Genomic DNA, 25158 nt, shown 5'->3' with positions numbered 1-25158 from the left:
ACTCTGTAGGATTTTTTAACTCTCGTGTGTTGTTCTTCAGAATTCGACTCGGCCTACAGGTTAGATGCTTTGGGCTGCATCGTGATTTTAGTTGAGACTACTGTTTGATCAGGTACAGATGACAGATTGTTTTAACCGCTCCCACGAGAATCAAGGTGTGGTCTTATTTCTAAGTTAAGTGTCAAAGCGACAGACTCTCACTTGGCGATTTTGCCGTGGTGTTATTTATTTATGGTTTTGTATTGGCAGGGCAAAAATAAATACACCTGATAACTTTTAGTGACAGGTCGAACATGAAGAAAATAGTTGGATCAGCGATCGGTATTGCATGCCTGGCGGCGGCGGTAAGTGCCCAGGCCACCACTAGCGCTCAACTGGTGGTGAGGGGAACGATTACCCCCGCCTCCTGCAACCTCAGCCTGGTTGGGAGTGGCATTATCGATTATCGCGTCATACGTTCCGGTGAGTTGTCCCAGACTGCGTTCAACCCGCGTGAGGAGCGTAGCACTTCCCTGGCGGTTAGCTGTGGCGCCACACCCGCGATGTTTGGCTTGACCTTCACTGACCTGCAGGCTGGCAGCAAGGTGACCGGTATCCTGGGGGCTGGCTTCACCGAACAGCAGAACTTCGGCCTTGGCGCCGTAGGCACCCGGCGCACCGGTGGCTACTCGATCACGCTCAAAGACCTGAAGTCTTCGAACCTGGTACTCAACCCGATCGTGCGCACTGGCACCGGCGGCTGGCAGAACAGTGATGGCAAAGTCGCGCAAGCACCCAGCCAGTACTCATGGCGCAGCGGCACGGCGGTTACGCCGGCATCGATCTCCCTGTTGACCGGCACCATCGCCGTTAAGGCCGTGATCAATAAAGCGCAGGATCTTGACCTGAGTCGCGATGTGTCCATCGATGGGCGCGCCACGTTGGTACTGAGCTACCTCTAAGTTGCTTTTGGCAGCCAATAAAAAGTCAAACTTTTTATTGGCTGTTTTTGTATGGCTGTTTGATTTTTTTACGTTAACGGAAACACCTGCGGGGAAGCGAAGTGCGCGGTCTTTTAATAATGATTAAGTCGCTGGTTTTAAGTGTGGCGATAAGTACCTGCTTTTCGATTAACGCGCTGGCAGACGGTATGCGGCCTGAAACCACGCTGGTCGTTCTATACGAGGAAGAGGGTGAGGCCACCCTTAATGTGAAGAATACCGATGAGGGACCGGCGCTGCTTCATTCGGTGGTGGAGGACCTGCCTGAAGACCTGGAGCCCTTGCTTGTCGTCACCCCGCCCATCACCCGTGTAGAGGCGGGCGACACTCAATTGGTGCGTTTCATCAGTACGCTGAAGGAACCCCTGAAGACCCAGCGCTTGAAGCGCATTTCCTTCGAAGGCATTCCCCAGGCCCGAGCAACGGGCGGTGCGACCATTGGTATCACCCTGCGACAGAACCTGCCGCTGATCCTGCACCCAAAGGGATTGCCTCGGCACGCTACGCCCTGGGAATTGCTGAAGTGGAGGCACGATGGCGGGCGCCTGACCGTCCACAACCCAAGTGCCTACGTGGTGCGCCTGGCCCCCGATGTAAAGCTGTTGCCGCAAAATGCGCCAGGCACATTGCCGCGCACCTACATCCTCCCGGGAGAGGCCCTGACGGCAACGTTCGAGGGGCGCCTTGAGGGCGCGACGAGCGTTGAGATCCAGCCGGCCACCGTCTATGGATTTGCGGCGGACAGCTACCAGGCCCCTCTCGACGCCACCGAGGGATGATGGGCTCATGCCGAATACAACAAAGCGGGCCGGCAATGGTAGGGCCGCTCTCCGGCTGGGCCGTCCCCCGTTGCTCCTGGGGCTGGCGACACTGTGTGGGCTGCCTGGCTTCGTGACTGCAGTGGAGCTGGGCGAGGGGTTCGACCTCGCAGCACTGACCACCCATGGCATTGACCCGAAGGTGTCCGATTACTTTCGCAGCGCAGCGCGTTTTCGCGAAGGTGTCCAGGTAGTGGGGCTGCGGGTCAATGGTAACCCTCTGGGGTTGGTGGATGCGCGGTTCGATTCGCAAGGGCAGCTGTGTTTTACCCCGGGGCTGCTGGAGAAGGCAGGGGTGGTGAAGCCGCCCCGGGTAATCCGTGAAGGCTCGACGCCGGAGCAGGCCTGTCATGATTTTCTGGGTGCCTTTCCGACGACCATGGTGCGATTGCGCCCTGGCAGTGACGAAGTGGTGCTGGTGGTGCCGACCCAATCCTTGCGTGAGCCTGAATGGGAGGCCGGGCATTTTTCCTCCGGCGGTGGTGCGGCCGTGTTCAATTATGACGTGCTGGGTTTTGACAGCCGCACAGGGGGGGAGCCGAGCCGGTTTGTATCCGCCTACACCGAGGCTGGCTTCAATTTGGGCGACTGGATTGTGCGCAGTCGCCAGTTCTATGTCTCCGACAACAATGAGTCGCGCACCGAGCACCTTTACGCATACGCGCAACGGGACCTTGTCGCGTTGCAATCAACCTTTCAGGTGGGTCAATTGTCGAGCAACAACCCGGTATTCGGTGGTGTGCAGTTTTCAGGTTTTCAGTTATCTCCCGATGGATTGTCCCGAACCCAGGCAGGCGCCGCCAATGTGGTGGTGGAGGGCCTAGCCCAGAGCCAGTCACGTATTGAAGTCCGCCAGTCCGGGGTGTTGATTCACAGCACCCTGGTGCCTGAGGGGCCTTACCGCCTCACCGGCTTGCCGTTGCTCAATGGCACCAGTGACCTGGATGTCACGGTGATCGACGTACGGGGCGCAAAGCGCAACTTCGCGGTGTCGGCGGCCTCGTTCAGGGGAGGCGCGCAGGCGCCGCCGGGGTACTACTTTTCGACGGGCAAGGTGCGCGAGGCTTCGGTGGGGGATAGCCGTACCCCGATGTTTGCCATGGGCAGCGCAAGCTGGGGCCTGGGACGTGATTCAACCCTGGGCCTGGGATTGTTGAGTGCCGAAGACTACTGGGCGGCGGGTGGCACGCTTGGCAGTGTTTTTTTCCAGCGGGTGAATGTGGCCGCACGCCAGAACGTCTCCCGTGACAGCCGCAACGCCGTTTCCGGTGTGCGCAGTACGCTGTCGGTGAGCAGCCCTGTGTACGACAACCTGGACCTCAACCTGAGCGCCACCCGGCAGACCCGGGGCTACCGAGAGGTGCTCGAAGCTGGCAGCTCCCTTCGGGTTGACGACCTCAATTCGCGTTTCAAGAACCACTACACGGCAGGCCTCAGCTGGGTGGATCCGGTGATGGGTGGTTTTTCCCTGGGGTATGCCCGCAGCGACCCATTTGATGGGCGGTCGATGGAACATGTCTTTGCGTCATGGAACAAGTCGTTCGGTGGCACCGATGTGGCGTTGATTGCCGATTCACAGGTCGGAGGCAAAAAAGCGGGACGTGATGCGGCACCTGGAGCTCGCAGGCGAGATGCCGTGCTGGATGAAGGTCTTTCCTTGCGCTTGCAGGTCAGTGTGCCGTTGGGCGGTGATCGCCGTGTGAACAGTTATGCCAGCCGGCGCGGTCATCAGGTCAGCGCGGGGACGGCGCTCAGTGAGCGGGTCAATGACGCTGTGAGCTACGAGGTCGGTAGTGAGCGGGATTTCAACGCTCGGGAGCAATCGGTGCGTGGCCAACTCAACCTGACGCCGCGTTACACCCAGGTCGGCCTGGGTGTCAGCCGCGATTCGCAGAACACCAGCTATTCGGGGCAACTGCGAGGAGGTGTGGTGGCCCATGAACGCGGGCTGACCTTCTCGCCCTATACGGTCCAAGACACATTTGGCATCGTCTCGGTGGGAGATATCGGATCGGCCAGAATCGACACCCCTCAGGGCCCGGTGTGGACCGATCCACGCGGTCATGCGGTGATCGCGGGCCTGCCGGCCTACAGCAATAGCCGTATCGAGGTGCAAACCCGATCCCTGCCCAAACGGGTCGACCTGAAGAATGGCACCCGAGTCGTCGCCGCTGGCCGAGGATCGTTCAATACCGTGGACTTTGAAGTGGTGAAGGTGCGTCGAGTGTTGATCAATGCTCGCGACCAGAAGGGCCAGCCGTTGCCCCAGGGCGCTTCGGTGTTCGGTGCGGACGATCGCTTCATGACCAGCGTGGTGGCTGACGGCATGATTTTCCTGAGTGATGTAACGGCGCCGCAAAGCCTGCGGGTATCCCTGCCGGACTCGTCCTCCTGCCAGCTGCGCCTGGCTCCTGAAGTTGAGCCGGACAATGACAAACTCTATGAAACCATGTCGGCGGTGTGCCATGGCCGCTAAAGCGATGTGCCTGGGCCTATTGCTCTGGGGCGGAATGACGGCCCAATGGGCGCGGGCAGATGAGTGTCGGCTGATTGTCAGCCAGGGACGTGTCGATTATGGCGCGATCCGCAATGAGCGCCGCGATGAGCGTGGGGCAGTGGCGATGGGCACTCGCACGGTGCACTTGAATATTCTGTGTCCGCAGCCATCGACCATGGCGTTGCGGTTCAACGGGACGGCGTCCGATAGCGAGGGCTTTCGGTTTGGGCGCGAAGGGCGTTTTCGCCTGAGCCTCAGGCATGCCCGGCTGGATGGGCAGCCGGTGGAATGGGCGGACATGGGTGAACCGGCCGCCGGGCAATTGCTGCCGGGACGGACCCTGGTGGCCCAAGGGGCTGGCCGGCAGTTGGCGGCCCAGGTCGAGATCGATGCCGACCTGCCTGTCGACGCCCTGCGTGTGCGCAGCCACACAGTGCTGGAGGGGCAGGGGCATTTCGAGCTGGTCAGTCCGCCTGTTCCACGGAGCCAATGAAGTTGGCGAACTCGGGCGTTTGCGGGTTGGCAAACAACACCTTGGGGTCGCCCACTTCATGCACCTTGCCCTGGTGCATGAACACCAACTTGTCGCCGACTTCGCGGGCAAAGCGCATTTCGTGGGTCACCATGATCAGCGTCATGCCATCCTTGGCCAGTTGGCGCACCACGCTGAGCACTTCATTGACCAGTTCCGGGTCCAGGGCCGAGGTGATTTCGTCGCACAGCAGCACCTTGGGCGACATGGCCAGGGCGCGTGCAATCGCCACGCGCTGTTGCTGGCCGCCGGACAGGCGATCCGGGAAGGCGTCAAACTTCTCGCCCAGCCCGACGCGTTCCAGCATCTGCTTAGCCAACTGGGCGGCCTTGGCCTTGGGTACTTTCTGCACCACTTGCGGCGCGAGCATCACGTTTTCGCCCACCGTGAGGTGCGGGAACAGGTTGAACTGCTGGAACACCATGCCGACTTTCTGCCGCAGGCTGCGCAGGTCGGCGCGGGCGGCGTCGAGGTATTCGCCGTCGACTTCGATCACGCCATCGTTGATCGATTCCAGGCCATTGAGGGTACGCAGCAAGGTGGACTTGCCCGAGCCGCTGCGGCCGATGATCGCCACCACCTGGCCTTCTTCAACGGTCAGGTCGATGCCCTTGAGCACATGGTGATCGCCGTAATACTTATGCAGGGCGGAAATTCTAAGCAGAGGCATGCAGTCTCCTTTCCAGGTAGCGCGCACTGAGGGACAAGGGGTAGCAGAGCAAGAAGTAACCAAGGGCCACCAGGCCGTAGACCATGAAGGGTTCGAAGGTGGCGTTGGCGAGCATGCCGCCGGTCTTGGTCAGTTCGGTAAAACCGATGATCGAGGTCACGGCGGTGCCTTTGACCACCTGCACCGAGAAACCCACGGTGGGCGCCACGGCAATGCGCAGGGCCTGGGGCAGGATCACGTAGCGCAGTTGCTCCAGCGGGTTGAGGGCCAGGCTGGCCGAGGCTTCCCACTGCCCGTGGGCAATGGAATCGACGCAGCCACGCCAGATTTCGGCGAGGTAGGCACTGGTAAACAGGGTCAGTGCAATGGCGGCCGCCAGCCAGGGTGAAATATCCACACCGAGCAGGGCGATGCCGAAAAACACCAGGAACAGCTGCATCAGCAACGGCGTGCCCTGGAACAGTTCGATATAGGCACGGGCCACTTGGCTGGGGAACGCCTTGCGGCTGATGCGCATCGTCATCACCAACAGGCCGATCACACCACCGCCCACAAACGCCACCAGGGACAGCAGCAGAGTCCATTGCAGGCCGGTGGCGAGGTTGCGCACGATGTCCCAGAAGGAAAAATCACTCATCGGCTGTTCCTCATCACGTAACGGCGGCCGATCCAGTTGAGCAACTGGCGAATCATCAGTGCCATGCACAGGTACACCAGCGTGGTCAGTGCGTAGGTTTCAAAGGCGCGAAAGTTGCGAGACTGGATAAAGTTGGCGGCAAAGCTCAGCTCTTCAGTGGCGATTTGCGAACACACCGCCGAACCGAGCATCACGATGATGATCTGGCTGCTCAGGGCCGGCCACACCTTGCCCAGCGCCGGCAGCAGCACCACGTGACGGAACGCCTCAAAGCGCGTCATGGCCAGCGCGGCCGCCGCTTCCAGTTGGCCCCGGGGAACAGCCTGGATGCCGGCGCGGATGATCTCGGTGGAGTAAGCCCCGAGGTTGATCACCATTGCCAGCACGGCGGCTTGCCATTCGGTGATTTTCAGCCCCAGGGACGGCAGGCCGAAAAAGATGAAGAACAACTGAACCAGGAACGGCGTGTTGCGGATCAACTCGACATACACCCCGAAGAACCAGGCGAACGGCTGGATCTTCCACGCCCGCACCACGGCGCCCACGGTGCCCAGGGCCACCCCCAGGATGGCGCCGATGGCCGTCAGTTCCAGGGTGAACAGCGCACCGCGTAACAGCAGGTCGGTATTGGCCAGCACCGGCACAAAGTCAAATTGATACGCCATCAATCAGCTCCGTCGCGTCAGAGGTCGGCAGGCAGCGGCTCTTTGAGCCATTGCATCGCGTTCTTTTCCAGGCTGCCATCAGCCTTGGCGGCGATCAGGATCTGGTTGACCTTTTCCAGCAGTGCCGGCTCGTTCTTGTTCACACCCACGTACACCGGGGAGTCCTTGAGTTTCACCTTCAGGGCAGGCACGCGCTTGGGGTTGCGCTCGCTGATCGCCACCATCACCACGTTGCCGCTGGCGATCAGGTCGACTTGACCGGCCAGGTAGGCGGCGATGGTCGAGTTGTTGTCCTCGAAGCGCTTGATGGTGGCTTCCTTGGGGGCTACGGCGGTCAGTTCGATGTCTTCGATCGCACCGCGTGTCACGCTGATGGTCTTGCCCTTGAGGTCGTCGGTGGTGCTGACAGGCGCGTCAGGCGGACCAAACACCGCCAGGTAGAACGGCGCGTAGGCCTTGGAGAAGTCGATGACTTTCTCACGCTCGGCGTTCTTGCCCAGGCTGGAGATCACCAGGTCGACCTTGCCGGTGGTGAGGAACGGGATGCGGTTGGTGCTGTTGACCGGTGTCAGCTCCAGCTTGACCTTGAGCTGGTCGGCCAGCAGCTTGGCGGTGTCGATGTCCAGGCCACGGGGTTTCATGTCGGGGCCGACCGAGCCGAACGGCGGGAAGTCCTGGGGCACGGCGACCTTGAGGGTGCCACGGGCGACGATATCGTCCAGACCGTTGGCCTGGGCGGGTGCCTGGCTCAGCATCAGGCTGGCAAACAGGGCTGTGAGCAGGGCGCTGTAGCGCTTGGTCATGGCAACTCTCCGGAAAGGGCGAAGGGAAATCTGTCTTGGCCCAGTGCACAGCCCATGCCAGCCTCGTCAGGTTGGCCTGTAACGCTGGTGTTTGTTGAGGTGCGGTGGTCTTACTGGTCTGAACAGTGCTCATGTTTTTCGCACCCTTTTCGAGCGTCGATAAAACCACGCGAGCCCCTTTGGGGCGTGGCTTGCCGTGGGCTGCGAATAGCTTTACAACTAGCCGCACCGTTGACTGCAACCTTGAGTTTTCCATGAATTCCATCGCCCAAGCCGTACCGGAAGCGGCCCTGCAGGCCATCCGCAAACTCATTAATGAACAGGGCTTTGGGCCGGGTGATGCCTTGCCCTCCCAACGCGACCTGGCTGTGCAGTTGGGGGTCAGTCGGGCGTCTTTGCGCGAGGCGCTGTCGTCCTTGAGTGCCTTGGGGGTCGTCAGTGTGCAACCGGGCAAGGGCGTGTTCGTGCAGGCGGTGGAGGAGTCGCCGGGGTTTGCCTGGCCGTTTGCGGCGCAGGCAACGCCGCTGGATATCTTCCAGTTGCGCTATGCCCTCGAAGGCTTTGCGGCGGGGCTGGCGGCGGTCACGTTGACGCTCGATGAGCTCGATGGCCTCGAAGACAATGTCGAGGCGATGCGCAAGGTGCTCAAGGCGGGTGACTTTGAGGCGGCGGCGCGGCTGGACTTCGAATTCCACCAGCGCATCCTGCTGGCCAGCGGCAATCAGGCAATGGTGAGCATCCTGAGTGCCAGTGCCGAGGTGTTCCTGGAAAGCCAGAAGCTACCGTTCATCCGGCCGGAGCGGGCCATGGAGACCTGGCAGGAGCACCGCAAGATCCTGCGTGCCCTGGCCCGTCGTGCCAGCGCAGCAGCGCAGAAAGCCATGCAGGAACACGTGCGCAACGCGGCCTTGCGCACCGGCATTGCCTTCGTGACGCCCGTGACGCCCTGAGTTGAGCTATACCCAAACTCATGCACCACCATAGCAAGACTCAATCAGAGGCGGCTTCCTGAACGGGGGAAGGGCGGCTATGATGGGCCACGTTTTTTTGCTTACAATCCGGAGACATCCATGAGCAACGATCTTATCAAGCACGTCACCGACGCGACCTTTGAGGCCGAAGTACTCAAGGCTCAGGGCCCGGTGCTGGTTGACTACTGGGCTGAATGGTGTGGCCCTTGCAAAATGATCGCGCCTGTTCTGGACGACATTGCGACCACCTACGAAGGCAAGCTGACCATTGCCAAGCTGAATATCGACGACAACCAGGAAACCCCGGCCAAGCATGGCGTGCGTGGTATCCCGACGCTGATGCTGTTCAAGAACGGCAACGTCGAAGCCACTAAAGTGGGCGCGCTGTCGAAGTCTCAGCTGCAAGCTTTCCTCGACGCGAACATCTAAGCGTTGTCAAAAAAGCCCCGCAAATTGCGGGGCTTTTTCGTGAAACAGGGCTAGACGCTCCTAAACTCAGGTGGTACATTCGGCCCCGCACTGGTTTCTCCACTGCCCCCTGCAAGCCGTCGCCGACGCTCTCCTTTTCGATTAGTACGCGATCCTGTCGCCTTCTCTGCGGCGCGGCCTCATTAAGCCAAAAGCTTAATTTCCCCCCTCCATAAATGATTACGTCATTCCTATATGAATCTGACTGAACTCAAGCAAAAGCCGATTACCGACCTGCTCCAGCTGGCCGAAGAAATGGGCATAGAAAATATGGCCCGTTCGCGCAAGCAGGACGTGATTTTCTCCCTGCTGAAAAAGCACGCGAAAAGCGGCGAGGAAATCTCCGGTGATGGCGTGCTGGAGATTCTCCAGGACGGCTTCGGCTTCCTCCGCTCTGCTGACGCCTCCTATCTTGCCGGCCCAGACGATATCTACGTCTCGCCGAGCCAGATCCGTCGCTTCAACTTGCGCACCGGTGACACCATCGTTGGCAAGATCCGCCCTCCTAAGGAAGGCGAGCGTTACTTCGCCCTGCTCAAGGTCGACACGATCAACTTTGATCGTCCCGAGAACGCGAAAAACAAGATTCTCTTCGAGAACCTGACCCCGCTGTTCCCGACCGTACGCATGAAGATGGAAGCCGGCAACGGTTCCACCGAAGACTTGACCGGTCGTGTGATCGACTTGTGCGCCCCGATCGGCAAAGGCCAGCGTGGCCTGATCGTCGCACCGCCGAAAGCCGGCAAGACCATCATGCTGCAGAACATTGCCGCGAACATCGCGCGTAACAATCCTGAAGTTCACCTGATCGTGCTGTTGATCGATGAACGTCCGGAAGAAGTGACCGAAATGCAGCGCACCGTGCGCGGCGAAGTGGTTGCCTCCACGTTCGATGAACCGCCAACCCGCCACGTGCAGGTTGCCGAAATGGTGATCGAGAAGGCCAAGCGCCTGGTTGAACACAAGAAGGACGTGGTGATCCTGCTCGACTCCATCACCCGTCTGGCCCGTGCCTACAACACCGTGATTCCGAGCTCCGGCAAGGTATTGACCGGTGGTGTCGATGCCCATGCCCTGGAGAAACCGAAGCGTTTCTTTGGCGCTGCGCGGAACATCGAAGAAGGCGGCTCGCTGACCATTATCGCCACCGCACTGGTTGAAACCGGTTCGAAGATGGACGAAGTGATCTACGAAGAGTTCAAGGGTACCGGCAACATGGAGCTGCCCCTGGACCGTCGCATCGCGGAAAAACGCGTGTTCCCGGCGATCAACATCAACCGTTCCGGTACCCGCCGCGAAGAGTTGCTGACCGCCGACGACGAACTGCAGCGCATGTGGATCCTGCGCAAGCTGCTGCACCCGATGGACGAAGTGGCGGCCATCGAGTTCCTGGTCGACAAGCTGAAAACCACCAAGACCAACGACGAGTTCTTCCTGTCGATGAAGCGTAAGTAACACGACGTTTCAGGTCCGAAAGAATGGCGCCCCAAGGGGCGCCATTTTTTTTTGCGTCAGAAAAGGGAGGTTTGGGCGGCATAAGTGTCAGTTAAGAAACAAAAAAGGTGAGGGAAGCTACGCTCACTTCCATTCGTATCAGGCTGACTACGTTTTATGACTGTTCTTGCTTATCGAAGAGACATCGATGGTTTGCGCGCCGTTGCGGTTCTGGCTGTGGTGCTGTTCCATTTTGGGGTGCCTGGTGTAACAGGCGGCTTCGTCGGGGTTGATGTATTTTTCGTGATTTCAGGGTTCCTGATCACCTCGATCATCTGGCGGGAGCGCCAGGCCGGGCGCTTCAGCTTTGTGGATTTCTGGGCGCGACGTGCCCGGCGCATCCTGCCGGCGTTGTTTGTGATGATGGCGGCTACCCTGGCCGTAGGCTGGTTCCTGCTGGCGCCCAAGGACTACGAGGAGCTGGGGCGGTCGGTGCACTATCAGGTGATCTTCACCTCCAACCTGCTGTTTTCCCGCCAGCACGGCTACTTCGATGCGGCCTCCGATATCAAACCGTTGTTGCACACCTGGTCGCTGGCGGTCGAAGAGCAGTTCTACATCATCTTCCCGTTGTTGCTGACCTTGCTTGCCAGCCGCTTGAAGCATTGGCGCCTGGCGCTGTTCGGGATCCTGCTGGTGTCGTTCGGCATGAGCGTGTGGGCGGTGGCCCATGCACCGCAAAAGGCGTTCTACCTGTTGCATCTGCGTGCCTGGGAATTGCTGGCCGGCGCCATGCTGGCGGTGGTGCCGCTGCGTGATTGGCGTGCCTCGCCCGGCTTGGCCCAAGGAGTCAGCCTGTTGTCGATGGCGCTGATACTGATCGCGGTATTCGGTTTCGATTCAGCTACACCCTTCCCCGGCGCGGCTGCGTTGTTGCCGGTGCTGGGCGTCGTTGGCCTGATCTGGGCCAACGGGCAGCAATCCACCTGGGTCGGGCGCCTGCTGAGTTCACGGGTGATGGTGGGCGTGGGGCTGATTTCCTATTCCTGGTACCTGTGGCACTGGCCTGTGTTCGTGTATGCCAGCTACGCCGCGGTTGATGGCCTGAGCCCGCTGGAGCTGGGTGGGTTGATGCTGCTGAGCCTGGTGCTGGGCTACCTGTCCTGGCGTTTTGTGGAAACCCCGTTTCGGGAGAAGCGCCTGCTGCCCGGGCGCAAGGCGATTCTGGCGACAGCGTGTGTCGGGATCCTGTGCCTCGGCCTTACGGGCGTGGCATTGCGCAAGGCCGACGGTGTGCCGTCGCGCTTGTCCGAACAGGCCCTGCGTTATGCCCAGGCGAAAAAGTGGAGCCCGGAGTTGATGGCGTGCATGGCGGACAAAGACACGCCCGATGAGCGCCTGTTTTGCCATTTCGGCCCCAAAGGCAGCTCGGTCTCTGCGCTGGTCTGGGGCGACAGTCACGCCACCGCCTTGATTCCTGCGCTCGAGGTGGCGGCCAAGCGGCACGATATCAGCCTGGTCGAGGCCAGTTTTGCCGGTTGTGTGCCTTTGGATGGCCTGGAGAACATTGCCCGTTGCGCCCACTTCAACCATCGCGTGGAGAAAGCGATGGCCGAGCAATCCTTCAGCGATGTGGTGCTGGCGGCGCGCTGGAGCCTGTACCTCTATGGGCAGATGTCGGGTGACAAGGAGCATGCGCTCAAAGACCCCGCGACGGGTCAATACGTGCGCGCCATTGCCGAGCAGCGCTTCGCCCAAGGCCTGCGCGAGCGCATCAAGGGCTTGCGCACCGCAGGCCACAGGGTCTGGTTGGTCAAGGAGGTGCCGCTGCAGGAAATCATTGTGCCTTACCGGCTCAGCCGCCTGGCCATGATGCACCGGCCGGTGGATCGGGAAGGCTTGCCCGTGGCGGAGCACCTCAAGCGCCAGGCCTTTATCTCCCAGCTGTTTGCCGAGTTGGCGGCGGCCGACAGTGGTGTCGCGGTACTCGACCCCGCGCCCTTGTTGTGCGGCGCCGATGGCTTGTGCCGGGTGGAGCTCAACGGCCGAGCGCTGTATACCGATGACAATCACCTTTCTGACGTCGGTGCGCGGCACGTCGAGGCCTTCCTGGAACCGTTGTTCAGTTCGCTGCAATCACGAGGGTTGACGGCCAATTAAGCTGCCAGCCGCCCTCAGAGCAGGTAGGATGTACGCCTATTTTACGGGTGGCATGGTTAATGAAATTCAAGGATCTTCGGGATTTCGTGCAGCAACTTGAGCGGCGCGGAGAGTTGAAACGTATCCAGATGCCGATTTCGCCGGTACTGGAAATGACTGAGATTTGCGACCGTACCCTGCGCAACAAGGGCCCGGCGCTGCTGTTCGAAAACCCGACCGGCTTTGACATCCCGGTGCTTGGCAACCTGTTCGGCACCCCCGAGCGTGTGGCTTTTGGCATGGGTGCCGAGTCAGTCAGCGAGCTGCGCGAGATCGGCAAGCTGCTGGCCTTCCTCAAGGAGCCGGAGCCGCCCAAGGGCTTGAAGGACGCCTGGTCGAAGCTGCCGATCTTCCGCAAGATCATTGCCATGGCGCCCAAGGTGGTCAAGGACGCGGTGTGCCAGGAAGTGGTCATCGAAGGCGACGACGTGGACTTGGCCATGCTGCCGGTGCAGACCTGCTGGCCCGGTGACGTCGGGCCGCTGATCACCTGGGGCCTGACCGTCACCAAGGGCCCGAACAAGGACCGCCAGAACCTCGGTATCTACCGCCAGCAAGTGATCGGCCGCAACAAGGTGATCATGCGCTGGCTGAGCCACCGTGGCGGCGCGCTGGACTTCCGCGAGTGGTGCGAAAAGCACCCCGGCAAACCGTTCCCGGTCTCCGTGGCCCTGGGCGCCGACCCGGCCACCATCCTTGGCGCCGTGACCCCGGTGCCCGACAGCCTGTCCGAGTACGCCTTCGCTGGCCTGCTGCGCGGCAACCGCACCGAGCTGGTGAAGTGCCGTGGCAACGACCTGCAAGTGCCGGCCACCGCCGAGATCATCCTCGAAGGCGTGATTCATCCGGGCGAAATGGCCGATGAAGGCCCGTACGGCGATCACACCGGCTACTACAACGAAGTCGACAGCTTCCCGGTGTTCACCGTCGAGCGCATCACCCACCGGGTCAAACCGATCTACCACAGCACCTACACCGGCCGTCCGCCGGATGAGCCGGCGATCCTCGGCGTGGCGCTCAACGAAGTGTTCGTGCCGATCCTGCAGAAGCAATTCCCGGAAATCACCGACTTCTACCTGCCGCCCGAAGGCTGTTCGTACCGCATGGCCGTTGTGACCATGAAAAAGTCGTACCCGGGCCACGCCAAGCGGGTAATGCTGGGTGTGTGGTCGTTTTTGCGACAGTTCATGTACACCAAGTTCGTTATCGTCACCGACGACGACATCAACGCCCGCGACTGGAACGACGTGATCTGGGCCATCACCACGCGCATGGACCCCAAGCGCGACACGGTGATGATCGACAACACGCCGATCGACTACCTCGACTTCGCCTCGCCGGTGTCGGGCCTGGGGTCGAAGATGGGCCTGGATGCCACCCACAAATGGCCGGGTGAAACCACCCGCGAGTGGGGCCGCGTGATCGTCAAGGATGAAGCCGTGACTGCCCGTGTCGATGCGATCTGGAAAGAATTGGGAATAGATTGATGCGTGTAACCCTGCAACCTTCCGGCGCCGTGCTGGAACTGGTCCCTGGCGAGCGAATCCTCGAAGGCGCGCGTCGCCTGGGTTATGAATGCCCCCAGGCTTGCCGCAATGGCGTGTGCCACGTGTGTGCGGCGCTGTTGGTGGAGGGCCGGGTGCAGCAGGCCGGTGAGGTGCGTGACCATGGCGAGTTCTACACCTGCATTGCCGAGCCGCTGGAAGATTGCATTGTGTTGTGGGATGGCGTGCTGGCGCCGGGAGAGTTGCCGTTGCGCAAGTTGTCGTGCCAATTGAGCGAATGCGTGGAAGTCGGTGGCGACGTGTGGCGCGTGCGCCTGCGGGCGCCGGCCGGCAAGGCGGTGCGCTATCACGCCGGGCAGTACCTGATGATCGAGCGGGACAACGGCGAGAAGTCCGCCTTCTCCCTGGCGTCCGCGCCCCACGCCGGGCGCGAGCTGGAACTGCATGTGCTGGCCCGCGAGGACAGTGCCCGCAACCTGCTTGAGCAACTGCAGCACAACCAGATGGCGCGCATCGAGCTGCCGTTTGGCGATACCCATTTGGCCGAGTTGCCGGACGGGCCCCTGGTGCTGATCGCTGCTGGCACGGGTATGGCGCAGATGCACAGCCTGATCGAACATTGCCGCGCCTCCGGCTTCAAGCACCCGGTGCACCTGTACTGGGGCGTGCGTCGTCCAGAAGATTTCTATGAGATCGAACACTGGGATCAATGGCTGCAACTGCCCAACCTGTTCCTGCACAAAGTGGTCAGTGACCTGTGCGGTTGGGAAGGGCGCTGCGGGTTGTTGCACGAAGCGGTGTGCGAAGACATCAGCGACCTCAAGGCTGTGCACGTCTATGCCAGCGGTTCGCCGGCGATGATCTACGGCACGCTGGACGCGCTGGTGGACGCTGGCATGGATGCACACCAGATGCGTGCCGACGTCTTCGCCTACGCACCCCGTCCCTGACCTGGCTCGGATCTAATGTGGGAGCAGGCAAGCCAGCTCCCACAGTGATTTATGTTGCTGTCAGAAACGTACGCCAGTGGTCACCATCGCCGCATTGAACCCCAGCAACACCACCTCTGCCGCGACGGGCCCGTAATGCGCGCCGACCGACGGGATGATCACCGGCGCAACGCCGAAACGGTTCAACGGGATCTTGTCGCGGTATTCGCCACGATAGCCCTGGATCACTCCGCCTGTGAGTTTTAAATACACCGGGTAGTCAGTCATGTCGTAGCGCTTGCCTGCATAGGCGTAATACGAGCGCTGGCTGAATGAGTTGCGAAAGGTCGCCCCGCCAATCACCAGCCCCGACGCTTGATTGCGCTCCAGGCCGATCAGGTCCTGGTGGTTGTTGTGGTCGGGGTCGGGTGAAAAGTGCCGAGTGTAGAGGCTGGTCTGCGCGTACCAGAAGCCCTTGTCGTCATTCGCCGCAGGCATTTCGCCGGCGAGGGCCGCAGAGGCCTGGGCGAGGAACAGCAGGCCAGGCAGTGTGGATTTTTTCATGGGTGCGACCTCGATAGTCGGTTTGAAGGGCGGCTAGTTGGGTCGTGACAGGGGCGCTATTTTGACGTCTTGACGCCGGCCCAGGCTGAACCGGGGCTGAAAGTACCGGGATTGCCTGGGCCAATCCTGATGAGCGGGCGCGGGCGCTTATGCTTTCGCTTATTCTTTTTGGGTATTTAATTTATTCAATAGATATCTTTAGGCTATATCGCAACGGACTACCGATTATCTGCCACTAACCAATAACTGACCGCCACCGCCCGCCAGCCGGATCGATCGTATGCATTCAGAGCATTGACGTTCTGACTTTTGATTCCAAGGGGAGCGGTATGGGGAGTTACAAGAAACACGCGCTGTACACGGCGATTTTGTCGGCCAATTTGCTGACCGCCGTGGGATTCAATCCAGCACAGGCGGCGGAAACAGCTGCGGCCGATGCACCCAAACTCGACACGGTCATTGTCACCGGCACCCGCGCCCAAGAGCGCACGGCCAGTGCGTCGCTGTCGCCCATCGATGTGATCTCCGGCGACACCTTGCGCAGCACCGGCTCTGATGAACTGGGGGCGGTGTTGGCGCGGCTGATTCCTTCGATCAATTTCCCACGCCCGAGCCTGGTGGACGGCGCCGAACTGGTGCGTCCCGCGCAGTTGCGCGGCTTGTCGCCGGACCAGGTGCTGGTGCTGGTCAATGGCAAACGCCGCCACACCAGTGCGTTCGTCAACCTGGGTGGCGCGGTGGGCCGTGGCTCGGCGCCCGCCGACCTGAATGCGATCCCGCTGTCGGCGGTCGATCACATCGAAGTGCTGCGCGACGGCGCTTCTGCACGCTACGGTTCCGACGCGATTGCCGGTGTGATCAACGTGATCCTCAAGCATGACGACCATGGCGGTTCAGTTTCCACCAAGTTTGGCGAGTACAAGAAGGGTGATGGTATCCAACGCAATCTCAGCGGCAATACCGGCTTTGCATTGGGCGACAACGGCTTTTTCAACCTCTCCGGCGAAGGTGCCGACAACGACTACACCAACCGCGCCGGCAATGACTTGCGGCCGGCGAGCGTCGGTTCGACCACCTATGGCCAGCGGGTCTTCCGCCAAGGCGAGCCGGCTACCAATGAAGGCAAACTGCAGTTCAACTCCGCCTACGCCTTCAACGACGGGCTGGAGTTTTACACCTTCGGCGGCTACAGCAAGCGCCGTGGCGAGACCGCCGCGTTCTATCGGGCCAGCAATGCCTCCAACAACATTGTGGCGCTCAACCCCAATGGCTACCTGCCCCTGATCAAGGGCAACCTGGAAGACACCTCGCTGGTAGTGGGCCTGCGCGGCCTGCTGGCCTACGACTGGCATTACGACCTGTCGGCGAACTACGGCAAGAACCAATATGCGCTGAGCACTGAAACGATCAACACCTCCCTGGGCCTGGCCACGCCGCGCAAGTTCGACAACGGCACCCTGAGCAACGACCAGAAGCAGGTGAGCCTGGACCTGTCCCGTGAATTCGACGTGGGCTTTTTGCCGTATCCGGTTTCCGTGGCGTTTGGCGGCGAGTACCTGCACCAGGGCTATGAAATCGAAGCGGGCGAACCGGCGTCCTACTATCAGACCGGCAGTTCGGGCCTGGGTGGTTTCCGGGATGCCGACGCCGGCAGCAGTTCACGACACAACTGGGCCCAATACCTGGACCTCGAAACCAACTTCACCGAAAAACTCAGCGCGTCGGCCGCCGTGCGGCATGAGGATTACAGCGACTTCGGTTCCAACGTCAGCGGTTCGCTGTCGGCCCGCTACGACTTCACCCCACAAGTGGCCTTGCGCGGCAGTATTTCCAACGGCTTCCGCGCGCCGTCCCTGGCCCAGCAGAACTTTGCCTACACGTCGTCGCAGTTGATCGGTAGCACCATCCAGGAAGCCGGCACGTTCCCAGCCAACAGCAGAGTGGCCCGTCTGCTCGGCGCCGAAGACTTGAAGGCCGAGAAATCGCGCAACTACAGCCTCGGCCTGGTGCTGGAACCGGCGGATGACCTGACCGTGACGGTGGATGTGTATCGTATCGACATCCGCGATCGCATCAGCCTGTCCTCCAACCTGAACCTCAACCCGGCGACCATTGCCTACCTGCAAGCCAATGGGGTCGGCAACATCAACTACACCAGCGCCCGTTACTTCACCAACGCCACCGACACCAGCACTGATGGCGTCGACCTGGTCGCCAATTATCGCTACCAGTTCGACAACGGCATCCGCTGGAACAGTACCGTGGGCTACAACTACAACCACACCAAGGTCACGGACGTGAAGGCCAACCCGGCCATCCTCGACAGCCTGGGCGCCAACCTGGTGCGGGTCGACCGTCGCGAGCGCATCGGTTTGCTGGGCGATACCACGCCACAGCACAAGCTGAGCCTGGGCAACGACTTCACGTTCGGCAATTGGGCGCTGCACAGCAACCTGGTGCGCTATGGTGAATTCACCAGTTATCAGGCGGACAAGGTCAACGACCAGACCTTCAAGGCTGCGTGGGTGTTGGACCTGTCGGCGGACTACAAGCTCAAGAACTGGACCTTCACCCTGGGCGGCGACAACGTCACCGACAAATACCCGGAAAAGGTCAATGCTTTTGCCAGCAGCGGCGGCAACCTCGCCTATAGCACTTTTTCGCCGTACGGTTACAGCGGCGCGTTCTATTACGGTAAAGTTGCCTATAACTGGTAGTACGCAGGAGACCTAAGCGATTCGCCATGACCGTTATTGAAACCGATCTCTCGCATTTGGCTTACCCTCCGCGGCTCGACCTTGGGCCGCAACTCACTCACGAACAGTTGATGAGCTCGATGCAGGCCACCATGGCGCGGCATAAGGGTGGGCCGGTCTGGCTATTCGCTTACGGTTCTTTGATCTGGCGCCCGGAATGCTCGTCCACCGAGCGAGTGCGGGCCCGGGTCCACGGTTATCACCGGGGGCTGTACCTGTGGTCCCAGGAGCATCGGGGTACGCCGGAGTTGCCGGGGCTGGTCTTTGGCTTGGATCGCGGCGGTTCCTGCAGTGGGTTTGCCTACCGCTTGCCGGAAGACCAACTGGAGGCTTCGCTGTACGCCTTGTGGTGCCGCGAAATGCCCTATCCCTCCTACCGGCCACACTGGCTCAGTTGCCGTCTTGAAGATGGCAGCCAGGTGCAGGCATTGGGGTTTGTCCTGGAGCGGCATCTGCCGAGCTACGCCGGCAACCTGCCCGATATCGTGCTCAACCATGTGCTACAGAGCGCTTGCGGGCGTTACGGCACGACTCGCGATTATGTCGAGCAGACCGTCAACGCCCTGCGTAGCCACGCCATGCCAGATAAAAACCTGGAGGCGCGGCTCAAGCGTTGTGCCAAGGGTTGCTCAGGCGGTAGCTGACCGCGCCTCGCTGACACTGTTGGTGTGCCACAGCGTTGGGATGAGGAACGCGATGGCCAACAGGCACGCGCCCACCAGCAACACGAACCCGCCATTCCAACCGAAATGGTCCACGGTGTAGCCCATGGCTGCACTCGCTGCCACCGAACCGCCCAGGTAACCGAACAGGCCCGTGAAGCCCGCCGCCGTACCGGCCGCTTTTTTCGGCGCCAGTTCCAGGGCCTGCAGGCCGATCAGCATCACCGGGCCATAGATCAGGAAGCCGATGGAGAACAGCGCGATCATGTCGATGGTCGGGTTGCCCGGTGGGTTGAGCCAATAGACCAGGGTTGCCACGGTCACCAGCGCCATGAACACCACGCCGGTCAGGCCACGGTTGCCACGGAAGATCTTGTCCGACATCCAGCCGCACAACAGCGTGCCCGGAATACCCGCCCACTCGTAAAAGAAGTACGCCCACGAGGTTTTATCCACGTCGAAGTGCTTGGCTTCCTTGAGGTAGGTCGGCGCCCAGTCCAGCACGCCATAGCGCAGCAGGTAGACGAAGACGTTGGCGAAGGCGATGTACCACAGCATTTTGTTGCGCAGCACGTACTTGACGAAGATTTCCTTGGCGCTGAACTCTTCTTCGTGGCTGGCGTTGTAGCCTTCCGGGTAGTCGTTCTTGTACTGCTCGATTGGCGGCAGGCCCACCGATTGCGGGGTATCGCGCATGGTGATGAAGGCAAACGCTGCCACCAGCAGGGCCACGGTGGCCGGTACGTAGAATGCTGCGTGCCAGTCGTTGAACCAGGCCATGCCCAGCAGGAACAGCGGGCCGATCAGGCCTCCGCCGACGTTGTGCGCCACGTTCCACACCGACACCACGCCGCCGCGTTCTTTCTGCGACCACCAGTGCACCATGGTGCGCCCACTTGGAGGCCAGCCCATGCCTTGGGCCCAGCCGTTGATGAACAGCAAAATGAACATCATGGTCACGCTGGACGTTGCCCAAGGTGCGAAACCGAAAATGAACATCACCCCCGCCGACACCAGCAGGCCGAAGGTCAGGAAGTAGCGTGGGTTGGAGCGGTCGGACACCAGGCCCATCAGGAACTTGGACAAGCCGTAGGCAATGGCGATGGCCGACATGGCCAGGCCCAGTTCACCGCGGGTGTAACCCTCGTCGATCAAGTAGGGCATGGCCAGGGAGAAGTTCTTGCGCAGCAGGTAGTACCCGGCATAGCCGAAGAAGATACCGGCGAAGATCTGCCAACGCAGCCGTCGGTAGGTACTGTCTATTTTTTCTTCAGGCAGGGGCGCCTGGTGTGCGGCAGGTCGAAAGAAAGCAAACATTCAAGAGCTCCAAATTTCTTGTTTTGACTGCGGATGCGAATGTTACAGTTTCGTTACCGAAAATAGCATCGCCTCTTATCTGCAAACACAGGAAATGAGAGCAATCGCATGTTCTCTTACGAACATGTCGCAAATGGATAAGTGTGGGTCGTGATTGGGTTCTTGAGGGTGTTGGAGAACAAATGTGGGAGCTGGCTTGCCTGCGATAGCGATCTATCAGCAGAGAATGTGTTGGCTGACCCACCGCTATCGCAGGCAAGCCTGCTCCCACAGGGATTGCATTTCAGGTCCGTTAGCGGGTCTGGACGACCACTTTGCCCACAGCTCGGCGCTGCCCCAGGTCATTGATCGCCTGGGCGGCCTGTTCCAGCGGGTATACCTGTGACACCAATGGCTTGAGCTTGCCCTCGGCATACCACGTGAACAGTTGCTGAAAGTTCGCCGCATTGTCCTGCGGCTGGCGCTGGGCGAAAGAGCCCCAGAACACGCCGACCACGGATGCGCCTTTGAGCAGCGCCAGGTTCACCGGCAACTCGGGAATCCGCCCGCTGGCAAACCCCACCACCAGCAGGCGGCCGTTCCAGGCGATGGCGCGGACAGCCTGGTCGAACAGGTCACCACCCACCGGGTCGTAGATCACATCGACGCCGTTGCCATCGGTCAGGCGCTTGATTTCGTCCTTGAGGCTGGTTTCGCTGTAGTTGATCAGCTCATCGGCGCCGGCCGCCTTGGCCACGGCCAGCTTGTCGGCGCTGCTGGCGGCGGCGATTACCCGGGCGCCCATGGCCTTGCCGATTTCCACGGCGGCCAGGCCCACGCCGCCCGAGGCGCCGAGTACCAACAGGGTTTCGCCGGGCTGCAGGTTGGCGCGTTGTTTCAGGGCGTGCATGGAGGTGCCGTAGGTCATGCTGAACGCAGCGGCGGTGTTGAAATCCATGCTCGGCGGAATCGGCAGCACGTTGTAGCCCGGTACTGCGACCTGCTCGGCGAAGCTGCCCCAGCCAGTCAGGGCCATGACCCGGTCGCCGGCCTTGAGGTGACTGACCTTCTCACCCACTTCACTGACCACGCCTGCCGCTTCGCCGCCCGGTGAAAACGGGAAGGGTGGCTTGAACTGGTATTTGCCCTCGATGATCAGCGTGTCCGGGAAGTTGACCCCGGCGGCGTGCACGTCCAGCAGGATTTCGTTCTTCTTGATCGCCGGGCTGGCGACCTCTTCCAGCACCAGGGTTTCGGCGGGGCCGAAGGCTTTGCAGAGCACAGCTTTCATCGGGCTATTCCTTTTGGCATCGTGGCCGATAAGTGTAGGAGGGTACGCCCGTGGGTCAACGAGCATGCCCGGGCCTGATAAGCCGCCATAAGCTTGTGCTCAGCCTTGCTAGCGTTATGCTACCCGGCAACCGAATTCGAGGAATGAACTGTGAAAGCGTGGATCCTGTTGATGCTGGCCCTGACCTTGCCGATGGCAGCCCAGGCCGAAGAAGCGAAAGAAGGGGAGGCGCCGAAGGTCAGCTATATCAGCCTGACCCCGCCGTTCGTGGGCAACTACGGGCTGGACGGTACGGCCAAACTCAAGGTGTACAAGGCCGACATCGCCCTGCGTGTGACCGGGCCAGAAGCCGCCGCTGCAGTCAAAGCCAATGATGCGCTGATCCGCAACCAGTTGGTGGCGCTGTTCACCCAGCAGACCAACGACACCATGAGCAGTGTCGAAGGTAAAGAGAAGCTGCGCCAGGAAGCCTTGAAGCAGACTCAGCAGGTGATGAGCGATGAAACCGGCAAGCCGGTGGTGGAAGACCTGCTGTTCAACAACCTGATCATCCAGTAACGCTTCACCGCAAACCGATCACCGCCGCCCATTGTTCGGCGGTTACCGGCATTACCGAAAGCCGACTGCCTTTTTGTACCAATGGCAGTTCGGCGAGGGCGGTCTGCTGTTTCAGGTAGCCCAGGCCGAGCACGTTGGGAAAGGTTTCGACGTGGGCCACGTTGATTGCGCTCCACGGGTTCTTCTCCGGGGTTGCCTTGGCGTCGAAGTAGTGGCTTTCGGGTTCAAGCGCGGTGGGATCTGGATACGCCGCCTCGACGATTTTGCCGATGCCGGCAATGCCAGGTTCGGGGCAGCTGGAGTGATAGAAGAAAAACTCGTCGCCCACCGCCATGGCGCGCAGGAAATTGCGCGCCTGGTAGTTGCGCACCCCGTCCCAGCGGGCTTCGCCCAGCTTTTCCAGGCCCTTGATCGAGAGTTCGTCGGGCTCGGATTTCATCAGCCAGTAGGCCATTTTGGGGCTCCTGAAAAAGGCGTTGGGCAAGTTGTCTGGCAATTTTATGACAAACCGACAGTCGGTTGGCGCCAAGGTTTGCGTGTTGGTTCACGTTACCGCAGAATGCCGGGATTTTAAGCTTGACGCAGCTGCAACGGACTACTTTGGAACGTTGTTGTCATCGTGTACGAGGTGCCTGAAGGGGGGCAATCGATGCAACGTAAACCGGATTTACTATGGATTTTGGTTATTTTGTTTGGTCTGGGCGTCGTGACCACCGGGTATGCGCAAAGCTTGTGGTCGAACAAGAGCGATGCGCCCGTTGAGCTGGCTCAACAGCCGCCGCAACCGTTCAAGCGTTAACACTGCTTCAAGGCGTCGCTGGTTCCAGCGGCGTTCCCGCAACATACCATTGCTTATCGGTGACAGTGCCTGCCAACGGCACGTCCCAGCTTGCCTGTGCCAGGCGATCAACCTTCTGACATTCATGGGCCAGGCCCAGCAATGTCGGCTTGCGCCAGTGTTGTCGGCGAGCGAGGTAAGCCAGGCTGCGGTCATAGAATCCGCCGCCCATGCCCAGGCGACCGCCAGCATCATCGAACCCCACCAGCGGCAGCAATACCAGGTCCAGCGCCCAGACCTGACGTTGGTGTTTGGCATTCACCCGTGGCTCAAGAATACGGAAGCGGTTGGGCGATAACTTATCCCCAGGCCGCACACGCTGAAACACCATCTTGGTCCGTGGCCAGGCGCTGAGCACCGGCAGGTAGGTGGCTTTGCCCCGGCGTTGGGCGGCGCGCAGCAGCAGGCGCGGATCGATTTCACCGTCCGTCGGTAGATACAAGGAAATGTGTTTGGCCCGGCGAAACAGCGGTTGCTGTGCCAGTTGCCGATACAGGCCGTGAGCGGCCTTGCGCTGCTCGCTCGGCGTGAGGGCGCGACGGGCTTTGCGCAACATGCGTCGAAGTTGCGGACGGGAAAGCGGCGCAGGTTCGGTCATGGTTTTCGGCTCATAAAACAATGCCAGTCCGAAGACTGGCATTGAGTTTGGGAATTCAGGCTCCCCGACAGAGCCGCTGTCGACTTAGCCCTTGAACCCGAAAGTTCAAGGTGGAAGATGCAGTAGGCTTTAAGGCTTTCCGTCTAGCGGACATGCACACCAGCCCAACGTGCAACTTCCAGGGTAGTGCGAATCGGCTCAGGGACATCGCCGACTGGCAAACACGCCAGGGAGTGGGGCGAGTATACCTTAAACAGCCTCGGCAATCAGCCCTTGGGTGCGTCTGAATCGCTGGAAAGCACCAGATCGACACGCTCCAGCAGGTCGCGCACCTGCTCACGCGTCGAGCCGCTGGCCTGCACGTCAGGCCGTTCCTGCTTGTGCAGCAGGTCGTGGGTGATATTCAACGCGGCCATCACGGCGATGCGGTCGGCACCGATCACTTTGCCGCTGCTGCGGATTTCACGCATCTTGCCATCCAGGTAACGGGCGGCGCTCACCAGGTTGTTGCGCTCTTCCTGGGGGCAGATGATCGAATATTCTTTGTCGAGGATCTGCACGGTTACGCTATTGCTTGAACTCATGAGTCTTGCTCCAGGGCCTTCAGGCGCGAAATCATCGATTCGACCTTACGCCGGGCGATTTCGTTTTTTTCAATGAGGTGAGCGCGTTCCTCGCGCCAGGTCTTTTCCTGAGCTAATAGGAGTCCGTTTTGACTCTTAAGTTGCTCGACCCGATCAATTAGCAGTTCGAGTCTGGCCATCAGCGCTTGCAGGTCGGTGTCTTCCATTGGGTTCCACTGGATTTGTCTGATGAATGGCAACTTCAGGATAAACGATCTGACGCCCTCGATAGTCTTGGTACGTCTGCCGGTGCTAGGATACAGCGCTCCATTCTAGACATTGCGCCGTCTGGCGCCTAGCTCACCATGCCCATTCAGAACTCCCCGTATGACGCTTTTTCCAAACTGCTGAGCACCAGCGGCCACCCATGCTCGCCTGCCGAGCTGCACGGCGTGTTGCTGGGCCGCAGCTGCACCGGTGTCGGCTTCGATGCCGACAACTGGCTGGCCGATGTGGCCGAACTGCTGGAGAAAGAGCCCGAAGACAACGTGCGCAACGCGCTGATCGGCCTGCAGGAAATGGTCAAGGGCGAGCTGACCGGTGACGACGTCACCGTGGTTCTGCTGCTGCCGACCGACGACGCGCCGCTCACCGAACGTGCCGCCGCCCTGGGCCAATGGTGCCAAGGTTTCCTCCATGGTTTCGGCGTGAATGCCGGCGGCCTGGAGTTGAGCACCGACGCACAGGAAGTGTTGCAGGATTTGGCAGCGATCTCCCAGGTGCAAGATGCCCTGGAAGAATCCGAAGACGGTGAAAGCGACTATATGGAAGTGATGGAATACCTGCGCGTCGCGCCGCTGTTGCTATTCACCGAGACCAAAAAGTCCGCTGAGCCGGCTGCGCCCAAGCCGTCGCTTCACTAAG

General features: G+C 60.5%; 26 protein-coding genes and 1 other RNA gene. 15 read left to right on the top strand and 12 right to left on the bottom strand.

Annotated elements, in window-relative coordinates; genetic code table 11:
* Positions 1 to 293 precede the first annotated feature (293 nt).
* From M2394_RS09710 to M2394_RS09695, 4 genes are all read left to right on the top strand, one after another.
* Complete coding sequence (locus M2394_RS09710; RefSeq protein ID WP_259172357.1) at positions 294 to 941, top strand: DUF1120 domain-containing protein; 648 nt, start codon at positions 294 to 296, stop codon at positions 939 to 941.
* 119 nt (positions 942 to 1060) lie between these two features.
* Positions 1061 to 1759, top strand: a complete 699-nt coding sequence (locus M2394_RS09705; protein ID WP_178919938.1) for a fimbria/pilus chaperone family protein — start codon at positions 1061 to 1063, stop codon at positions 1757 to 1759.
* 7 nt (positions 1760 to 1766) lie between these two features.
* Positions 1767 to 4274, top strand: coding sequence for a fimbria/pilus outer membrane usher protein (locus M2394_RS09700; RefSeq protein ID WP_259172356.1), 2508 nt, complete (start codon positions 1767 to 1769; stop codon positions 4272 to 4274).
* Positions 4264 to 4788: a DUF1120 domain-containing protein gene (locus M2394_RS09695; RefSeq protein WP_259172354.1), complete on the top strand. Its 525-nt coding sequence runs from the start codon at positions 4264 to 4266 to the stop codon at positions 4786 to 4788. Before M2394_RS09700 ends, M2394_RS09695 begins: the two co-directional genes overlap by 11 nt.
* Here M2394_RS09695 and M2394_RS09690 read toward each other — a convergent pair.
* From M2394_RS09690 to M2394_RS09675, 4 genes are read right to left on the bottom strand one after another with little or no spacing between them, the layout of a single operon-like run.
* The gene (locus M2394_RS09690; RefSeq protein WP_178919941.1) at positions 4760 to 5497 is read right to left on the bottom strand and encodes an amino acid ABC transporter ATP-binding protein; all 738 of its coding nucleotides are present in this window, start codon (positions 5495 to 5497) and stop codon (positions 4760 to 4762) included. The two genes, M2394_RS09695 and M2394_RS09690, sit on opposite strands and share 29 nt — an antisense overlap.
* Positions 5484 to 6134, bottom strand: coding sequence for an amino acid ABC transporter permease (locus M2394_RS09685; protein WP_178919942.1), 651 nt, complete (start codon positions 6132 to 6134; stop codon positions 5484 to 5486). Before M2394_RS09685 ends, M2394_RS09690 begins: the two co-directional genes overlap by 14 nt.
* Positions 6131 to 6799, bottom strand: coding sequence for an amino acid ABC transporter permease (locus tag M2394_RS09680; protein ID WP_176996876.1), 669 nt, complete (start codon positions 6797 to 6799; stop codon positions 6131 to 6133). The genes M2394_RS09685 and M2394_RS09680 overlap by 4 nt, the downstream gene beginning before the upstream one ends.
* Before the next feature lie 17 nt (positions 6800 to 6816).
* Entirely contained in the window at positions 6817 to 7602 is a 786-nt protein-coding gene (locus M2394_RS09675) for a transporter substrate-binding domain-containing protein (protein WP_259172353.1), read from the bottom strand.
* A 254-nt stretch (positions 7603 to 7856) separates the two neighbouring features.
* On the opposite strand from M2394_RS09675, the gene M2394_RS09670 reads away from it, so the two are divergent.
* The 6 genes from M2394_RS09670 (at position 7857) to M2394_RS09645 (ending at position 15129) form a co-directional block, all read left to right on the top strand.
* Positions 7857 to 8552 carry a FadR/GntR family transcriptional regulator gene (locus tag M2394_RS09670; protein ID WP_178919944.1) on the top strand — a complete coding sequence of 232 codons (696 nt, stop codon included), beginning with the start codon at positions 7857 to 7859 and terminating at the stop codon, positions 8550 to 8552.
* Between the two features lie 120 nt (positions 8553 to 8672).
* The gene (gene trxA / locus M2394_RS09665) at positions 8673 to 9002 is read left to right on the top strand and encodes a thioredoxin TrxA (RefSeq protein ID WP_003213989.1); all 330 of its coding nucleotides are present in this window, start codon (positions 8673 to 8675) and stop codon (positions 9000 to 9002) included.
* 234 nt (positions 9003 to 9236) lie between these two features.
* A complete protein-coding gene (gene rho / locus M2394_RS09660) occupies positions 9237 to 10496 on the top strand; it encodes a transcription termination factor Rho (protein WP_016973082.1) in 1260 nt (419 codons plus the stop codon).
* A gap of 156 nt (positions 10497 to 10652) precedes the next feature.
* Positions 10653 to 12635, top strand: a complete 1983-nt coding sequence (locus tag M2394_RS09655; protein ID WP_259172352.1) for an acyltransferase family protein — start codon at positions 10653 to 10655, stop codon at positions 12633 to 12635.
* 59 nt (positions 12636 to 12694) lie between these two features.
* On the top strand, positions 12695 to 14161 hold the full coding sequence (gene ubiD / locus M2394_RS09650) for a 4-hydroxy-3-polyprenylbenzoate decarboxylase (RefSeq protein WP_259172351.1): 1467 nt from the start codon (positions 12695 to 12697) through the stop codon (positions 14159 to 14161).
* Entirely contained in the window at positions 14161 to 15129 is a 969-nt protein-coding gene (locus tag M2394_RS09645; protein ID WP_259172350.1) for a CDP-6-deoxy-delta-3,4-glucoseen reductase, read from the top strand. The genes ubiD and M2394_RS09645 overlap by 1 nt, the downstream gene beginning before the upstream one ends.
* A 60-nt stretch (positions 15130 to 15189) precedes the next feature.
* Here the strand turns inward: M2394_RS09645 and M2394_RS09640 are convergent, their stop codons facing one another.
* Positions 15190 to 15672: a sn-glycerol-3-phosphate transporter gene (locus M2394_RS09640; RefSeq protein WP_310522012.1), complete on the bottom strand. Its 483-nt coding sequence runs from the start codon at positions 15670 to 15672 to the stop codon at positions 15190 to 15192.
* Positions 15673 to 16001: 329 nt separating this feature from the next.
* Between M2394_RS09640 and M2394_RS09635 the strand changes: the two genes are divergently transcribed.
* Complete coding sequence (locus M2394_RS09635; protein ID WP_178919949.1) at positions 16002 to 18389, top strand: TonB-dependent siderophore receptor; 2388 nt, start codon at positions 16002 to 16004, stop codon at positions 18387 to 18389.
* Between the two features lie 26 nt (positions 18390 to 18415).
* Positions 18416 to 19072, top strand: coding sequence for a gamma-glutamylcyclotransferase (locus M2394_RS09630; protein ID WP_178919950.1), 657 nt, complete (start codon positions 18416 to 18418; stop codon positions 19070 to 19072).
* Here M2394_RS09630 and glpT read toward each other — a convergent pair.
* Both glpT and M2394_RS09620 read right to left on the bottom strand, forming a co-directional pair.
* Positions 19058 to 20407, bottom strand: a complete 1350-nt coding sequence (glpT, locus tag M2394_RS09625) for a glycerol-3-phosphate transporter (RefSeq protein WP_176996867.1) — start codon at positions 20405 to 20407, stop codon at positions 19058 to 19060. The two genes, M2394_RS09630 and glpT, sit on opposite strands and share 15 nt — an antisense overlap.
* A 292-nt stretch (positions 20408 to 20699) precedes the next feature.
* Positions 20700 to 21677, bottom strand: coding sequence for an NADPH:quinone oxidoreductase family protein (locus M2394_RS09620; RefSeq protein WP_259172349.1), 978 nt, complete (start codon positions 21675 to 21677; stop codon positions 20700 to 20702).
* A 150-nt stretch (positions 21678 to 21827) separates the two neighbouring features.
* Here M2394_RS09620 and M2394_RS09615 point away from each other — a divergent pair, with 150 nt between their 5' ends.
* Positions 21828 to 22235: a flagellar basal body-associated protein FliL gene (locus M2394_RS09615; RefSeq protein ID WP_178919952.1), complete on the top strand. Its 408-nt coding sequence runs from the start codon at positions 21828 to 21830 to the stop codon at positions 22233 to 22235.
* 4 nt (positions 22236 to 22239) lie between these two features.
* On the opposite strand, the gene M2394_RS09610 is transcribed toward M2394_RS09615, so the two are convergent.
* A complete protein-coding gene (locus tag M2394_RS09610) occupies positions 22240 to 22689 on the bottom strand; it encodes an EVE domain-containing protein (protein WP_259172348.1) in 450 nt (149 codons plus the stop codon).
* 195 nt (positions 22690 to 22884) lie between these two features.
* Here M2394_RS09610 and M2394_RS09605 point away from each other — a divergent pair, with 195 nt between their 5' ends.
* Positions 22885 to 23034: a hypothetical protein gene (locus tag M2394_RS09605; RefSeq protein ID WP_259172347.1), complete on the top strand. Its 150-nt coding sequence runs from the start codon at positions 22885 to 22887 to the stop codon at positions 23032 to 23034.
* A gap of 7 nt (positions 23035 to 23041) precedes the next feature.
* On the opposite strand, the gene M2394_RS09600 is transcribed toward M2394_RS09605, so the two are convergent.
* The 4 genes from M2394_RS09600 to M2394_RS09585 all read right to left on the bottom strand — a co-directional run bounded on the left by M2394_RS09600 (position 23042) and on the right by M2394_RS09585 (position 24461).
* A complete protein-coding gene (locus tag M2394_RS09600; RefSeq protein WP_176996906.1) occupies positions 23042 to 23671 on the bottom strand; it encodes a 5-formyltetrahydrofolate cyclo-ligase in 630 nt (209 codons plus the stop codon).
* Positions 23672 to 23728: 57 nt separating this feature from the next.
* A non-coding RNA gene (ssrS, locus tag M2394_RS09595) (6S RNA) lies at positions 23729 to 23907 on the bottom strand.
* A gap of 30 nt (positions 23908 to 23937) precedes the next feature.
* Entirely contained in the window at positions 23938 to 24255 is a 318-nt protein-coding gene (locus M2394_RS09590; RefSeq protein ID WP_003176812.1) for a cell division protein ZapA, read from the bottom strand.
* Positions 24252 to 24461: a TIGR02449 family protein gene (locus tag M2394_RS09585; RefSeq protein WP_003177365.1), complete on the bottom strand. Its 210-nt coding sequence runs from the start codon at positions 24459 to 24461 to the stop codon at positions 24252 to 24254. Before M2394_RS09585 ends, M2394_RS09590 begins: the two co-directional genes overlap by 4 nt.
* Positions 24462 to 24599: 138 nt before the next feature.
* Between M2394_RS09585 and M2394_RS09580 the strand changes: the two genes are divergently transcribed.
* Positions 24600 to 25157, top strand: coding sequence for a YecA family protein (locus M2394_RS09580; RefSeq protein WP_176996862.1), 558 nt, complete (start codon positions 24600 to 24602; stop codon positions 25155 to 25157).
* Position 25158 lies beyond the last annotated feature (1 nt).

This window comes from Pseudomonas sp. BIGb0164 (assembly GCF_024810135.1).
Classification (GTDB): Bacteria; Pseudomonadota; Gammaproteobacteria; order Pseudomonadales; family Pseudomonadaceae; genus Aquipseudomonas.
The sequence above is the reverse complement of the archived record's forward strand: the minus strand, read 5'-3'. Positions and strand labels throughout refer to the sequence as shown.

Bases quoted from the DNA above. Each gene is read 5' to 3' on its own strand.
- M2394_RS09710 (WP_259172357.1), top strand. From the start codon at position 294: ATGAAGAAAATAGTTGGATCAGCGATCGGTATTGCATGCCTGGCGGCG.
- M2394_RS09705 (WP_178919938.1), top strand. From the start codon at position 1,061: ATGATTAAGTCGCTGGTTTTAAGTGTGGCGATAAGTACCTGCTTTTCG.
- M2394_RS09700 (WP_259172356.1), top strand. From the start codon at position 1,767: ATGCCGAATACAACAAAGCGGGCCGGCAATGGTAGGGCCGCTCTCCGG.
- M2394_RS09695 (WP_259172354.1), top strand. From the start codon at position 4,264: ATGGCCGCTAAAGCGATGTGCCTGGGCCTATTGCTCTGGGGCGGAATG.
- M2394_RS09690 (WP_178919941.1), bottom strand. From the start codon at position 5,497: ATGCCTCTGCTTAGAATTTCCGCCCTGCATAAGTATTACGGCGATCAC.
- M2394_RS09685 (WP_178919942.1), bottom strand. From the start codon at position 6,134: ATGAGTGATTTTTCCTTCTGGGACATCGTGCGCAACCTCGCCACCGGC.
- M2394_RS09680 (WP_176996876.1), bottom strand. From the start codon at position 6,799: ATGGCGTATCAATTTGACTTTGTGCCGGTGCTGGCCAATACCGACCTG.
- M2394_RS09675 (WP_259172353.1), bottom strand. From the start codon at position 7,602: ATGACCAAGCGCTACAGCGCCCTGCTCACAGCCCTGTTTGCCAGCCTG.
- M2394_RS09670 (WP_178919944.1), top strand. From the start codon at position 7,857: ATGAATTCCATCGCCCAAGCCGTACCGGAAGCGGCCCTGCAGGCCATC.
- trxA (WP_003213989.1), top strand. From the start codon at position 8,673: ATGAGCAACGATCTTATCAAGCACGTCACCGACGCGACCTTTGAGGCC.
- rho (WP_016973082.1), top strand. From the start codon at position 9,237: ATGAATCTGACTGAACTCAAGCAAAAGCCGATTACCGACCTGCTCCAG.
- M2394_RS09655 (WP_259172352.1), top strand. From the start codon at position 10,653: ATGACTGTTCTTGCTTATCGAAGAGACATCGATGGTTTGCGCGCCGTT.
- ubiD (WP_259172351.1), top strand. From the start codon at position 12,695: ATGAAATTCAAGGATCTTCGGGATTTCGTGCAGCAACTTGAGCGGCGC.
- M2394_RS09645 (WP_259172350.1), top strand. From the start codon at position 14,161: ATGCGTGTAACCCTGCAACCTTCCGGCGCCGTGCTGGAACTGGTCCCT.
- M2394_RS09640 (WP_310522012.1), bottom strand. From the start codon at position 15,672: ATGAAAAAATCCACACTGCCTGGCCTGCTGTTCCTCGCCCAGGCCTCT.
- M2394_RS09635 (WP_178919949.1), top strand. From the start codon at position 16,002: ATGGGGAGTTACAAGAAACACGCGCTGTACACGGCGATTTTGTCGGCC.
- M2394_RS09630 (WP_178919950.1), top strand. From the start codon at position 18,416: ATGACCGTTATTGAAACCGATCTCTCGCATTTGGCTTACCCTCCGCGG.
- glpT (WP_176996867.1), bottom strand. From the start codon at position 20,407: ATGTTTGCTTTCTTTCGACCTGCCGCACACCAGGCGCCCCTGCCTGAA.
- M2394_RS09620 (WP_259172349.1), bottom strand. From the start codon at position 21,677: ATGAAAGCTGTGCTCTGCAAAGCCTTCGGCCCCGCCGAAACCCTGGTG.
- M2394_RS09610 (WP_259172348.1), bottom strand. From the start codon at position 22,689: ATGGCCTACTGGCTGATGAAATCCGAGCCCGACGAACTCTCGATCAAG.
- M2394_RS09605 (WP_259172347.1), top strand. From the start codon at position 22,885: ATGCAACGTAAACCGGATTTACTATGGATTTTGGTTATTTTGTTTGGT.
- M2394_RS09600 (WP_176996906.1), bottom strand. From the start codon at position 23,671: ATGACCGAACCTGCGCCGCTTTCCCGTCCGCAACTTCGACGCATGTTG.
- M2394_RS09590 (WP_003176812.1), bottom strand. From the start codon at position 24,255: ATGAGTTCAAGCAATAGCGTAACCGTGCAGATCCTCGACAAAGAATAT.
- M2394_RS09585 (WP_003177365.1), bottom strand. From the start codon at position 24,461: ATGGAAGACACCGACCTGCAAGCGCTGATGGCCAGACTCGAACTGCTA.
- M2394_RS09580 (WP_176996862.1), top strand. From the start codon at position 24,600: ATGCCCATTCAGAACTCCCCGTATGACGCTTTTTCCAAACTGCTGAGC.